The sequence below is a fragment of the Rhizobium sp. BK275 genome, from assembly GCF_014193555.1.
Taxonomy (GTDB): Bacteria; Pseudomonadota; Alphaproteobacteria; order Rhizobiales; family Rhizobiaceae; genus Rhizobium.
This window is the reverse complement of the sequence record NZ_JACHZL010000009.1, coordinates 15,003-27,615: the sequence shown is the minus strand read 5'-3', so window position 1 is coordinate 27,615 and position 12,613 is coordinate 15,003. Positions and strand designations below refer to the sequence as shown.

The 12,613-nt window shown below is 61.3% G+C and carries 12 protein-coding genes; 6 read left to right on the top strand and 6 right to left on the bottom strand.

The window, feature by feature from the left end:
* Window positions 1-316: 316 nt before the first annotated feature.
* Entirely contained in the window at window positions 317-1,063 is a 747-nt protein-coding gene (locus tag FHT82_RS25520; protein WP_183735759.1) for a TlyA family RNA methyltransferase, read from the top strand.
* Window positions 1,060-2,310 (top strand): class I SAM-dependent RNA methyltransferase, encoded by a 1,251-nt coding sequence (locus FHT82_RS25515; RefSeq protein ID WP_183735498.1) that lies wholly within the window; start codon window positions 1,060-1,062, stop codon window positions 2,308-2,310. Before FHT82_RS25520 ends, FHT82_RS25515 begins: the two co-directional genes overlap by 4 nt.
* 7 nt (window positions 2,311-2,317) lie before the next feature.
* On the opposite strand, the gene FHT82_RS25510 is transcribed toward FHT82_RS25515, so the two are convergent.
* From FHT82_RS25510 to FHT82_RS25495, 4 genes are all read right to left on the bottom strand, one after another.
* Window positions 2,318-2,791: an SRPBCC family protein gene (locus FHT82_RS25510; protein ID WP_183735497.1), complete on the bottom strand. Its 474-nt coding sequence runs from the start codon at window positions 2,789-2,791 to the stop codon at window positions 2,318-2,320.
* Window positions 2,792-2,795: 4 nt separating this feature from the next.
* A complete protein-coding gene (locus FHT82_RS25505; protein ID WP_183735496.1) occupies window positions 2,796-3,161 on the bottom strand; it encodes a metalloregulator ArsR/SmtB family transcription factor in 366 nt (121 codons plus the stop codon).
* 131 nt (window positions 3,162-3,292) lie between these two features.
* Window positions 3,293-4,045: a crotonase/enoyl-CoA hydratase family protein gene (locus tag FHT82_RS25500; protein ID WP_183735495.1), complete on the bottom strand. Its 753-nt coding sequence runs from the start codon at window positions 4,043-4,045 to the stop codon at window positions 3,293-3,295.
* A gap of 10 nt (window positions 4,046-4,055) precedes the next feature.
* A complete protein-coding gene (locus tag FHT82_RS25495) occupies window positions 4,056-5,834 on the bottom strand; it encodes an acyl-CoA dehydrogenase (protein WP_183735494.1) in 1,779 nt (592 codons plus the stop codon).
* 309 nt (window positions 5,835-6,143) lie between these two features.
* Here FHT82_RS25495 and FHT82_RS25490 point away from each other — a divergent pair, with 309 nt between their 5' ends.
* On the top strand, window positions 6,144-7,136 hold the full coding sequence (locus FHT82_RS25490) for a transporter (protein WP_183735493.1): 993 nt from the start codon (window positions 6,144-6,146) through the stop codon (window positions 7,134-7,136).
* Between the two features lie 54 nt (window positions 7,137-7,190).
* On the opposite strand, the gene FHT82_RS25485 is transcribed toward FHT82_RS25490, so the two are convergent.
* Both FHT82_RS25485 and FHT82_RS25480 read right to left on the bottom strand, forming a co-directional pair.
* Window positions 7,191-7,679 carry a BA14K family protein gene (locus tag FHT82_RS25485; protein ID WP_183735492.1) on the bottom strand — a complete coding sequence of 163 codons (489 nt, stop codon included), beginning with the start codon at window positions 7,677-7,679 and terminating at the stop codon, window positions 7,191-7,193.
* A gap of 143 nt (window positions 7,680-7,822) precedes the next feature.
* Window positions 7,823-9,067: an aromatic ring-hydroxylating dioxygenase subunit alpha gene (locus tag FHT82_RS25480; RefSeq protein ID WP_183735491.1), complete on the bottom strand. Its 1,245-nt coding sequence runs from the start codon at window positions 9,065-9,067 to the stop codon at window positions 7,823-7,825.
* A gap of 391 nt (window positions 9,068-9,458) precedes the next feature.
* Between FHT82_RS25480 and FHT82_RS25475 the strand changes: the two genes are divergently transcribed.
* The 3 genes from FHT82_RS25475 (at window position 9,459) to FHT82_RS25465 (ending at window position 12,583) form a co-directional block, all read left to right on the top strand.
* The gene (locus FHT82_RS25475; protein WP_183735490.1) at window positions 9,459-10,067 is read left to right on the top strand and encodes a DUF6656 family protein; all 609 of its coding nucleotides are present in this window, start codon (window positions 9,459-9,461) and stop codon (window positions 10,065-10,067) included.
* 91 nt (window positions 10,068-10,158) lie between these two features.
* Window positions 10,159-11,133: an L-threonylcarbamoyladenylate synthase gene (locus FHT82_RS25470; RefSeq protein ID WP_183735758.1), complete on the top strand. Its 975-nt coding sequence runs from the start codon at window positions 10,159-10,161 to the stop codon at window positions 11,131-11,133.
* A gap of 19 nt (window positions 11,134-11,152) precedes the next feature.
* Window positions 11,153-12,583: an FAD-binding oxidoreductase gene (locus tag FHT82_RS25465; RefSeq protein ID WP_183735489.1), complete on the top strand. Its 1,431-nt coding sequence runs from the start codon at window positions 11,153-11,155 to the stop codon at window positions 12,581-12,583.
* Window positions 12,584-12,613 lie beyond the last annotated feature (30 nt).

The following is a 12,613-nucleotide window of genomic DNA, read 5'->3' as shown; positions in this document are numbered from 1 at the left end:
CGGTCAATTTCTCCTGGCGACATCAGGCGCGACAAGGGGCGGCCACGCAAATGCGCAGCCACAAGACTTCTTGATGAGGAACATGATCGGCGGTGAGGACGCAGGAGCCTTCATGGCACGAAGCGATTCAAAAAAGCGAACCGCTGCAATCAAAGTGAACCTATGCGAGCAGGGATTTAAATTTGTTTAAATTTGTGCGCCGCAGCACAAGTTGGCTCTGATTATTGCAGTTCCGGTGATGTGAAGCCGTGACAGCATATCCGTCATGCCAACAAAAATGCTTGCAACCGGCGGCTTTGCCGGTCATTCACAGCCGATGTCAGATCAAAACAGCCAGCGCCTCGACCAACTTCTCGTCACTCTCGGCCTCTTTGCGAGCCGCTCACGGGCGCGCGATGCCGTGGCGCGCGGCACGGTGAAAGTCGCCGGCAAAGTAGTGACAAAGGCCGGCGCCGTCTTCGCTTCGGATGCGACAATCGAGATCGACGATCCGGCACAGGATTATGTCTCGCGTGCAGCGTTGAAGCTTGTGGCAGCACTCGACCATTTCGGGCTCGACCCGGCCGGGCGGCACTGTCTCGATGTCGGCGCATCGACCGGCGGCTTCACGGAAGTGCTGCTGGAACGGGGTGCGGCGCATGTGACGGCAATCGATGTCGGCCACGGGCAGATGCATCCGAGGATATCGGCCGATCCGCGCGTGACCAATATCGAGGGGTTGAACGCCCGCAGCCTGACGGCCGAGGATATCGGCCACGCGGTGGATTTCATCGTCTCCGACGTCTCCTTCATTTCGCTGAAGCTGGCGCTCGCTCCGGCGCTCGATATCGCAGAGCCGGGCACCCTCGCCGCAATTCTCGTCAAGCCGCAGTTCGAGGCGGGACGCGAAGCAATCGGCAAGGGTGGTTTGTTGAAGGATCCGGCTTCCGGGCCTGATGTGGCGGCGGAACTCGAACGCTGGTTCAGCGAGGATATGGGCTGGAAGAGTTTCGGGCTCATCCCCTCGCCCATTTCGGGCGGCGACGGCAATCAGGAATTTCTACTGGCAGGGACGAAAGCGTGAGCACGGAAACAATCACGATCGACAGACTCGGTGCACAGGGCGACGGCATTGCCAACGGCAAGGATGGGCCAGTCTATGTGCCCTTCACCCTGCCCGGCGAGACGGTAGCGATCGCCCGCGTCAAGAACCAGGGCACCGTGATGTCGATCGCCTCGGCTTCCGCCGCCAGGCAGGAGCCGCCCTGCCGGCATTTCGGTCCCGATGGCGTCAATGGCACCTGCGGCGGCTGCACCCTGCAGCACATGGCGGATGTCCCCTACCGCGCCTTCAAGCGGCAGCTCGTCATCGATGCGCTGAGGTCCAAAGGACTGACGCCTGAGGTCAGCGAGATCGTGGCCGCCCATCCGGGTGAGCGGCGGCGGGTGGTTTTTGCGGCGCGCAAGACCGAGAAGGACATGCTCATCGGCTTCAACCAGGCCGAAAGCCACCACATCGTCGCCATCGAGGAATGTCCCATCTCGTCGACGGGGATCGTTTCCCGGCTGCCGGCGATCAAGGCCGTCGGTGCTGCCGTGGCGACCAATGCCGAGGCCTTCCGCATCGCGGTTCTGGAAACGCTCTCCGGTCTCGATCTTGCGATCGAAGGCGTGAAGAAGCTTTCCGACCAGCAACGGCGCAAGGCGGTCGAGGTCGTGCTTGGCCTTCGCGGCATTGCGCGCGTTTCGCTCGACGGCGAAATTCTCGTCGAGCCGGTGAAGCCGATGATCGAGTTCGGCGGCGTGCAGGCTTCCCCGCCCGCCGGCGGTTTCACGCAGGCGACGAAGCCGGCCGAAGAGGCGATGGCCAACCTCGTGCTTGCCCATGTCGGCAAGGCCAAGCGGATCGCCGATCTCTTCGCCGGTGCCGGTACGTTTTCGCTGCAACTTGCTCGTCTCGGCCGCGTGCATGCCGTTGAAGGCGACGGCAAGGCGATTGCGGCACTCGACCACGCGGCGCGCAACACGCAGGGCCTGAAGCCCGTGACCAGCGAAAAGCGTGATCTCTTCCGCCGCCCGCTGATGACCTCGGAGCTCAAAGTCTTCGATGCCGTCGTCTTCGATCCGCCACGCGCAGGCGCGGAATTCCAATGCAAGGAGCTGGCGCGCTCGATCGTCAAGAAGGTCGTCGCCGTCAGCTGCAATCCGCTGACGCTTGCCCGCGATCTCGCCCTCCTCGTCGAGGGCGGCTACCGCATTACGTCGGTTACGCCCATCGACCAGTTCCTCTGGACCTCGCATGTCGAGATCGTGGCCACGCTGGAAAAATGAGCAGCCGTCAGCCGACCTTTTCGCCGGCGAGATAGCGGCCGAGCTGATCGAGCTGTCCGGCGATACCGGCCTGGCGGTATTCCACCTTATCGCCACCGTCGAGGATGGTGATCTGCTCCGTCACCACGACATGCGTGCCTTCCGGCACCGGCGTCAGGCTGATGGTCGTCAGCGACGAAGAGATGCGCCGCTCATTGTGCGACATCGTATAGGCGTAGACGATACGGCGATCCCTGACGATATCCTCATAGCGGGCGTCGGCGACATATTCGTCGCTCTTGCCGAAATTGAACCGGCTGATATCGCGGCCGCCGACGCGGAAATCATTCTCGGTATAGGTGGTGGTGAAATCCTCGCCGATCGCCTCCCACTGCAGGCGTGCTTTCGGATCGGACCAGGCGGCAAAGACGCGCGGGGCCGGCACGTCATAGGTGCGCTCGACGGAGAAGGTGGAATGAAGGGTGCTGTACTCTTCCTGCATGATCTTACTCCTTTTCGTTCTGCTTCTCAGGGTTGTCAGACATTTCCGGATTGGCATCGAGATATGCGCCCAGCCTGTCGAGGCGGCGCTCCCAGAGCGTGCGGCGCTCGTTGATCCAGGCTTCGGCAGAGCGTAGCGCCTGCGGCTCGATCCGGCAGGTGCGCACGCGGCCGGTTTTTTCCGAACGCACGAGGCCACTCGCTTCCAGCATCTGCAGATGCTGGAGGACCGAAGGCAGCGCCATGGACAGGGGCGCGGCCAGTTCCTTAACGGAAGCCGGCCCCTTGCAGAGCCGATCCACCATGCTGCGCCGGGCGGGATCCGCCAGAGCCTGAAACATCAAATCAAGGGCATGCGATTGGTTAGGCATATGCCTAACTATAAGCGACGCAATACGGGAGTCAATAAATAGTTTGGCGAATACCTAACTATCCAGGATCAGGGAAGACGCTGTCGGTGTGTCTTGACATGCCGTTCTTCCAATAGCTTCTTTTTAGGGGCTCAGCGGCGCATGAAGGCCTCGAAGGCGGCGCGTGCTTCATCACTTCTCAGGCGGGCGGTGAAATGACGAGCCTCTTCATCGATCCGGGCAATGACCTCCTCCCGCGGGCCGCGAACGAGGTCGCGGGCGATCTTCAACGCTTCCGGCGGCTTGGCGGCAAGCTTTGCGGCTGCAGCCAGCGCCTGCTTTTCAACCTCTTCCGGGCTCGTCACCTTCCAGATGAGACCGGCTTGCCTCGCATCCTCGGCCGTAAAGGCCTCTCCGGCGGCGAGCATGGCGAAGGCGCGCTGGTGCCCCATGATACGCGGAGCGATCAGGCTGGAACCCGCCTCCGGCACCAGTGCCAGATCGACGAAGGGCGTGCGGAACTGGCTGCGGTCGGAGGCGATCGTCAGGTCGCAATGCAGGTTGAGCGTCGTGCCGATGCCGATTGCCAGACCATCGACGCCCGAGACGAGAGGCTTTTCGGCATTGACGAGCGCATAGAGGAAATCGATCAGCTCCAGCCCCACACTGCCGCCCATGGCCGCGGCGAGGAAATCGCCGATGTCGTTGCCGGCCGAGAAGCTGCCTTCGGTGCCGAAAAAGACCGTCACCCTGATCCCGGCATCGCTGTTTGCGGCATTCAGGGCATCCGTCATCGTGCGATACATGTCGCGGGTAAAGGCGTTCTTCTTTTCCGGCCGGTTGAAGCGGATGATCTGGACGGCCGGATCTTCCGCGGATCGCTCGATGACGATGGGATCACTCATTTTCAGCTCCTTAGGCAAGGACGGCGCGGGCCGCGGCAAGGCTCCCTGCGCCGTTGACGACACGGTCCTTCAGCGCCGCCGTTTCGGACAGCAGATTCTCGGCGGCGAAGCGGCAGAGCGCGATACGGCTTTCACCCGCCCCATCCGCTACGCGAGCAAGGCCGCCTTTTGCGAGATAGCAGCCGGTCAGAGCAAGCCCAAAGAGACGCTGATAGGGCGTGGCGCCGGACAAGGCCTCTGCCGATTTGCCCTCTGCGAGGTGGGCCAGCAGCCAGTCTGTCGCCTTCTCCAGATCGGCGAGCGCAGCTCCGAGCCTGTCGGCCGTCGCGCCGAAACCCTCGAGGTTCGAACTGGAGACAGCCTCAGCGATCGCCTTCATCTCGGCGATGAAGCCCCTGACCTGCTCGCCGCCGGACAAAGGCAGCTTACGGATGACGAGATCGATTGCCTGAATGCCGTTCGTGCCTTCATAGATCGGGGCAATGCGGGCATCGCGCAGATAGCGGGCCGCACCTGTCTCCTCGATGAAGCCCATGCCGCCATGAACCTGAATGCCAAGAGAGGCGACATCGACGCCGGCATCGGTCGCAAAGGATTTGGCGATCGGCGTCAGCAGTGCTGCGCGCTCCTGCCAGTCCTCGCGGCGTTCCGTAGCACGATGCGCCATGTCGATCGCATGGGCGCAGGCATAGGCGATAGCGCGCGAACCCTGCGTCAGCGCCTTCATGGTCAGCAGCATCCTGATCACATCGGGATGGTCGATGATTGGGCTCATGCCGGACCCGCTCCAGCCCGGCGCCCTGCCCTGCGTGCGCTCCTTGGCATAGGCGATCGCCTTCTGCGTCGCCGCCTCGCAGATCGCCACACCCTGCATGCCGACGGCGAGGCGCGCATTGTTCATCATCGTGAACATGCAGGCGAGACCCTTGTTCTCCTCGCCGATCAGCCAGCCGACCGCCCCCTTCTCATCGCCGAATTTTCCGTCGCCATAGATCATCGTGCAGGTCGGCGAGCCGTGGATGCCGAGCTTATGCTCCAGCGAATGGCAATAGAGATCGTTGCGGGCACCCAGCGAGCCGTCCTCATTGACGAGGAATTTCGGCACGAGGAAGAGCGAGATGCCGCGCGTGCCGGCAGGCGCGTCCGGCAGGCGGGCGAGTACGAGATGAATGATGTTGTCTGCCGCGTCATGCTCGCCCCAGGTGATGAAGATCTTCTGGCCGAAGAGACGGTAAGTGCCATCCTCGCAACGTTCGGCGCGCGCTTTCAACACGCCGAGATCGGAGCCGGCATGGGGTTCCGTGAGGTTCATCGTGCCGGTCCATTCACCAGACACCATGCGCGCCAGATATTTTTCCTTGAGGGCGGCACTGCCATGTACATTCAGGGCCTCGATCGCGCCCATGGTCAGCGTCGGGCAGAGCGCGAAAGCCATGGAGCCGGAGTTCCACATCTCGAGTGCCGCAACACTCAGCATGTGCGGCAAAGCCTGGCCACCGAAGTCCTCCGGTGCGGTCAGGCCGTTCCAGCCGCCGGCGGCCCAATTGCGATAGAGATCACGCCAGCCGTCCGGCGTTTTCACCTCACCGTTGGAAAGGCGGGCGCCCTGGCGGTCGCCGATGTCGGCCAGAGGGGCGATTTCCTTCGTGGCGAATCGTCCCGCCTCGGCAAGGATGGCATCGACTAGATCTTCACCAAGATCGCCCAAAAGACCACCGTCGATCGCTTCTGCCATGCCGGCGACGTGCTTCAGCGTGAACGCGATTTCCTCGACGGGCGCCTTGTACATCTTATTTTCCTCCGCATTCGGCTTACGCACGGCCAAGCCGGTGCACAAGCGCTTCCGTTTGAAGAGCTAATTGATTTTTACGTAAACGTCAATTTTGTTTCCGTCGATAACCTTGATCGGGAGCGCCTTTTCGCTTGTGCACTTGCACAAACAAACGTCATGGAGAATCTCTAAGCGTGTCGCGATCTTTCAGATCCGCTGCCACGCTTAGGTCTTGTTTTGACGCATGTCGTTATCGCAAAACCGCTACACACTTTTGCGCGACATGCTTTAGTAGGATTGATCGCCTTCGCGAGAGGATCGGCAACAATGGATACCTTGCCCGTCAACATACCCGGCCTCGTATGGGCCTACCGTTTCTCGCCGAAAAGCAAGAAGGCCGCGCGGCTGCAAAACAGCGCGACGGCCGCGGAGTTGACCGCGGACGACGGTTTCTATTGGCTGCATCTCAACCTCGCCGACGCCCGCGTACCCGCCCTGCTCGACACGCTCGGCGTGATGGATGACGCCAAGTCGGCTCTGACCACGCGCGATACGCACGCGGTTCTGACTGTCGACGAGCAGATGCTCTACGGCACGCTGGTGGACTGCCAGCGTGAGTTCGATCAGGACACGGCCGATCTCGGCTGGCTGCATTTCGCGATTTCCGACCGGTACATCATCACCACACGCCTGCAGCCGTTGAGAAGCGTGGAGCGGACACGTGTGATGATCGAGAAGAATCCCGGCAAGTTCACCCGCCCCGTCGATCTCTTCGAGCTGCTTGTAACCGAGTTCCAGCGCACGCTGATATCAGTCGTCATGGAGCTCACCGAAGAGCTCAACCTGATCGAGGATTTCGTCTACGACAGCGCCTCGCGGGACGAGCGCCGCAGGCTTGCTCCCGTCCGTCGCACGATCGTGCGCCTGCACCGCCACCTGCGCACGGTCCTCGCGCTGATGCGGCGAGCCGCAGCCTCAGACGAAGATGAAATGCCCTTCGGCTTTGACGATATTGCCGGGCGATTGACGAGCCGGCTGGAGACGGTCGACCATGATGTCTATGCGCTGCAGGACCGGGCACGGCTGCTGCACGAAGAAATCGATTCCAAGCTCTCCTCCGAGACGAACCGCCACCTTTATATCCTGTCGATCATGACGGCCTTCCTGTTGCCGCCGACGCTGGTGACCGGCTTCTTCGGCATGAACACGGCCAACCTGCCCTTCGCCGTCGGAGACTACGGTACGGAATATGCCGTGGTGCTCATCATCGCCTCCATCGCTTTGGCTTATTGGCTCTTGAAGCGGGTAAACATCCTCTAAAATGAAACGCCCGGCACGATGGCCGGGCGTTCTATCTCGATCTCTGGCTTCGCCTCAATAATAGGGTGAATAGCACTGTTGGCGCGGACCGTTATAGGGCTGGAACGTATTGTCATAGGCCCGATAAGAACGGTAGCGGTTTTCGCACCAGGCGACATGACTCGGATTGATGCCCGAGGGAGCCGGTGCGGGTGCATAGTAGCGCGGCTGTGCGGCGATGGCGCCACCAATGATCGCGCCGGCACCGAAGGCTGCCAGCGGATACCAGTAGCCATTATAGTGACGGTAACCCGGGCGATAATAGGAATAGCCGCGGTAGCCGCCGTACCAGCCAGGGCGATAGGCCGGACGGTAGCGCGGATAGTAACCGGGCCGGTAGTAGCCCCCACCATAGTAGCGGCGGTATTGGACGTTTTCGACAGGCGAAGATTTTTCCACCTGCGGGGCGGCCGGCATCTGAATTGCCTGCGACGGCACGAAGCTCGTCACAACGACGGCGGCGGCCATAACCGCAGTCGCGACCTTCTTACTCAGCCCAAACATTGCGTATCTCCGATCAAGAGCGAAAAAGCCTGCTGACCAACGGATAAAACGGAAAATTGTTCCCGAATGACCCGAAAGCAGCCTTTACGCTCCATCTCTACCGGAGGTGAAATGAACCGGACATTAACCGGTCATGAACGCTCTCAGGCGACGACTGAAAGCTTGGCCTGATCGCCCTGCAGGCGATTGATCATGAAATTCGAATACCATTCGAGGAACTGCATGACGCCGCCTTCGTGGGCAGTCGAATAAGGACCGGGCTCATAGGCCGGCGAGCGGATGCCAAAGGCATTCTCTTCGACGATGCGGCGATCCTGATCGTTGGTCTCGGTCCAGACATGTGTCAGGTCTTCGAGATTGTAATCCACGCCTTCGACAGCATCCTTGTGGACGATCCACTTGGTGGTCACGGCCGTCTCGTTGGCGCTGAGCGGCAGCACGCGGAAGGAGATGGCGTGATCGCCGAGCAGATGGTTCCAGGTCGTCGGATAGTGGAAGAGCAACATGGTGCCGATGTGGCTGATCTTCACGTCGTCGGAGAGTGGGCGCTTGACGGCGGGCTTGCCGGACATGGTGTAGCTCTCGGCATCCTCGATCAGCGGCATGCGAGCGGTGCGGAACTGTCCGTCCGGCGAGATCTGGAACTTGCTCGGCAGGCCGGCCGCCTCGCAGCGCGCCCAGTGGCCGGCAATCTCCGGATCGTCAGCGCCACCGTCCGTGCCGGTCACGCTCGGTGCTTCCGGATAGGTGCGGCAGAGTTCAGGATGGTTTGCGGCGCAGTGATAGCACTCACGATTATTTTCCCAGACCAGTTTCCAGTTGCCCTTCTCGATGATGGTGCTCTGGAAGGCGATCTTGGCCTCGCCGATGTGATGCGGGGCCATGTAAGGCTCGATCTTGTCGCGTACTGACTGGAAGTCCGGCGCGACATTGGCGAGGCAAATGAAGACGTAACCGGCGACGATCTCGCAATGAACCGGCTTCAAGCCGTAACCGCTCTTGTCGAAATCATCGCCCATGTGGCGGGCGAAGGCGAGCTTGCCGTCGAGGTCGTAGGTCCATTGGTGATAGGGGCAGACGAGACGCACCGACGAGCCGTGCTCCTTGGTGCAGACACGCGAGCCGCGGTGGCGACAGCTATTGTGGAAGGCGCGAATGACATTGTCGCGTCCGCGCACGATGACGACGGGATAATCGCCGATCTGGACGGTGAAGTAGGCGCCCGGCTTCGGCAATTCGCAATCATGGCCGATGAACAGCCAGTCGCGATAGTAGATCATCTCCATGTCCAGACGGAAATAATCCTCGTCAATATAGAAGGGCTGTTCGAGACTGAAACCCTCGCGGCGGCTCTTGAGCTGGCGCAAAACGTTGCTGCGAATATCCATCTGCCTATCCTTGTGCATGTGGCTGCTACTCTTTTCGAGCACCGCAGCGGAAGCGCGCCCGCTTCCTTCTCCCTCCGGAGAACTGGTCATGGGGTTATTTAAGCACCGAGCATGCCGGTCGCTTGGTTGTAAAGCGACATCCGCTTCGAAATTGACGACAGGGAGTCGAGCGGTCCTCAGAAACATTCATTCGCCTTTGATTATCGTCAATTGCGACATTTCCTGGCCCTTCAGACATAAGCGAATCCAATGCGCAGATAAAATCCTGTCGTATTTACGACATGTCGGCCTCAAACCCGGCTCTCGCGCCTTCTTCGCGCTATTTTAACAGGGCGTTAAGCACGAAATCCTATCCTTGCCGGTGACCCACACAGCGAAGACTGCGGAAACCATGGCCAAACTTCGATATTTCGACACGCGGGAAGAGATCAAGCCTACGGAACCGCGGCTTTTCGCCAAGCACTCGGAATTCCTGCGCACCGGCCGTATCAGCCGCCGTCGCGAAGACTGGCTCCCGGAGGAGCGCCGCTATCTCACACATGAGGAAGTGGCCGAAAAGACCGCACGAAAGCTGCAGGCCGCCGGTGAAAAAACCCACCAGAACATCAACGGTTTCCACCGCGCGATCCAGTTTCCGAAGATGATCTTCCACCGGACGCTGGCCGACAGCCCGCATCTCGGCTACTGCCACGTCACGGCCGCACGCACCAAATTCGCCCACTACGACGAAGTGGCATGGGCCTTCTACATCGCCAACTTCTATTCCGACATCGGCGACAACGACAATTTCTTCGACAATATCGCGGTACAGAATTCCCGCATGTATTTCGCCGTGGCGGTCAAGCCGGGTGAAAGCACGCCGGAGAAGATGGTGGTCGACCGCTCCGTGCGGGGCAACGGCCTGCTCTTCCGCACAAACGATCCGCAGATCGCCATCCGCAACATCCTTCTGCTCGGCGCCCGCAACGAGCAGCTTCGCCAGATCATCCGCCAGCTATAGGTCCGCCGGCTGTTGGTCCGCTCGTTCTGGACGGGATTGATCGCGTCGCAAGGAAGGCCTAATGACTGCCGCAGTAAAAACCGGGCAGGACATGGCACGCATTATCGACATCAAGGCGGACAGGCAGACGGCGCTCGAAGCCGGCTGCGCGGCACTTGCCGAAGGCTTTGCTATCGCCATTCCTACCGAGACCGTCTATGGCCTTGCCGCCGACGCCACCAATCCGGCTGCAATCACCCGCATCTACGAGAGCAAAGGGCGGCCACGCTTCAATCCGCTGATCTGCCATATGGCGGATCTTGCGATGGCAGAGACCTATGCGGAATTCGATCCGATCTCGCGCGCGCTCGCAGAAACCTTCTGGCCCGGCCCGCTGACGCTGGTCCTGCCGCTGAAATCAGGCACCACGATCCATGCGCTGGCGACCGCGGGCCTCGACAGCGTCGGCATCCGCATACCGAAAGGCTTTACGGGTGAACTGATCCGCGCCTTCGGGCGACCGCTCGCGGCTCCGAGCGCCAATACATCAGGCAAGGTGAGCGCCACGAGTGCTGCCCATGTCGAAGCCGATCTCGGCGCAAAGATACCGCTGATCCTCGACGCGGGCGCGAGTGCAGTCGGAGTGGAATCGACGATCGTGAAGATCGAGAACGGCGAACTTCGCTTGTTGCGGCCAGGCGGTCTGCCGGCCAAGGAGATCGAGCGGGTGACCGGCAAGCGATTGCTGCGTTCAAAGAAGGCTGCCGCGGCGATCGAAGCGCCGGGCATGCTCGCCTCGCATTACGCGCCGGGTGCGGCCGTCCGGCTGGATGCCACCGATCTCCACCCCGGCGAAGCGCTGATCGCCTTCGGACCGGAGACGGTGGCAGGCGCCGAGCATGCCGCGATCACGCTGAACCTCAGCCCGCGCGGCGATCTCTCGGAGGCGGCCGCCAATCTTTTCGACTACATGAAGAAGGCCGATGCCAGCGGCGCGGCCATGATCGCCTTTTCACCGATCCCCGACGAGGGGCTTGGAGAGGCGATCAACGATCGATTGCGGCGCGCGGCGGCACCGCGCGAGTGAGGAAGAGGGACCGGGCTCCATGAGCAGCACAAGCATTTCGCCTGATATCATCGAGCGTTTCACGGCCATCGTCGGCGAGAAATATGCGCTTCGCAGCGAAGCCGATCTCGCGCCGCACCTCATCGAGAACCGCGGCCTCTATCACGGCTCCTCCCCTCTCCTGCTGAAACCCGGTTCGGTCGAGGAAGTCTCCGCGATCATGAAGCTTGCCACCGAGACCGGTACCGCAATCGTGCCGCAGACGGGCAATACCGGCCTCGTCGGCGGGCAGACGCCGCGCGAAGGCAAGGCGGATGTCATTCTGTCGCTCGAACGCATGAACAAGATCCGCGATGTCGATCCGGTCGCCAACGTGCTGGTCGCCGATGGCGGCGCGATCCTTGCCGAGGTGCAGAAGGCCGCCGAGGCGCATGGCCGGCTGTTTCCGCTGTCGCTCGGCTCCGAAGGGTCCTGCCGCATCGGCGGAAACCTTTCCACCAATGCCGGCGGAACCGCGGTTCTTGCCTATGGCAATATGCGCCAGCTCTGCCTCGGCCTCGAAGTCGTACTGCCGACGGGCGAAATCTGGGACGGGCTCCGCCGCCTGAAGAAGGACAATACGGGCTATGACCTGCGCGATCTCTTCATCGGCGCGGAGGGCACGCTCGGCATCATCACCGGTGCGGTGCTGAAGCTCTTCCCGCAGCCGCTCGGCCATCAGGTGGCCTTTGCAGGGCTTTCGTCTGTCGAGGATGCGCTCGCCTTCTTCAATCTTGCCTCCAGCCTCTGCGGCGCTTCTCTCACCGGCTTCGAGCTGATGCCACGCTTCGGCGTCGAGATCACCGCGCGCAATATCGACGGCGTGCGCGATCCGCTGGAGACGCCGCATGACTGGTATGTGCTGGTCGATATCTCTACCTCGGATTCCGCTGAAACGGCCGAGCGAATGATGAATGCCGTGCTGGAACAGGGTTTCGAAGCGGGACTTGTTCAGGATGCGGCAATCGCCTCCTCCGTCGCACAGCAGAAGGCACTCTGGCATATGCGCGAAAGCATGTCGGAGGCCCAGAAGCCGGAGGGCGGCTCGATCAAGCACGATGTTTCCGTGCCGGTTTCGAAGATCCCGCACTTCATGAACGAGGCTGGAGAGGCGGTGATGTCGGCAATGCCCGGCGCACGCATCTGCGCCTTCGGCCATATGGGCGACGGCAATATCCACTACAACATCTCGCAGCCTGTTGGTGCCGACAAGGATGCCTTCATCGCCCGCTGGCACGAAATGAACCATATCGTGCACGGGCTGGTGCTTGCCCATGGCGGATCGATCTCCGCCGAGCACGGTATCGGTCAACTGAAGCGTGATGAGCTGGCGTCGATCCGGCCTGATATCGAGATGGAGCTGATGCGCCGCATCAAGCGCGCCTTCGATCCGGCCGGCATCATGAACCCGGACAAGGTGGTGAGCCTCTAGAGCCTTTCCTAGAGCGCCGTGCGTCCATTC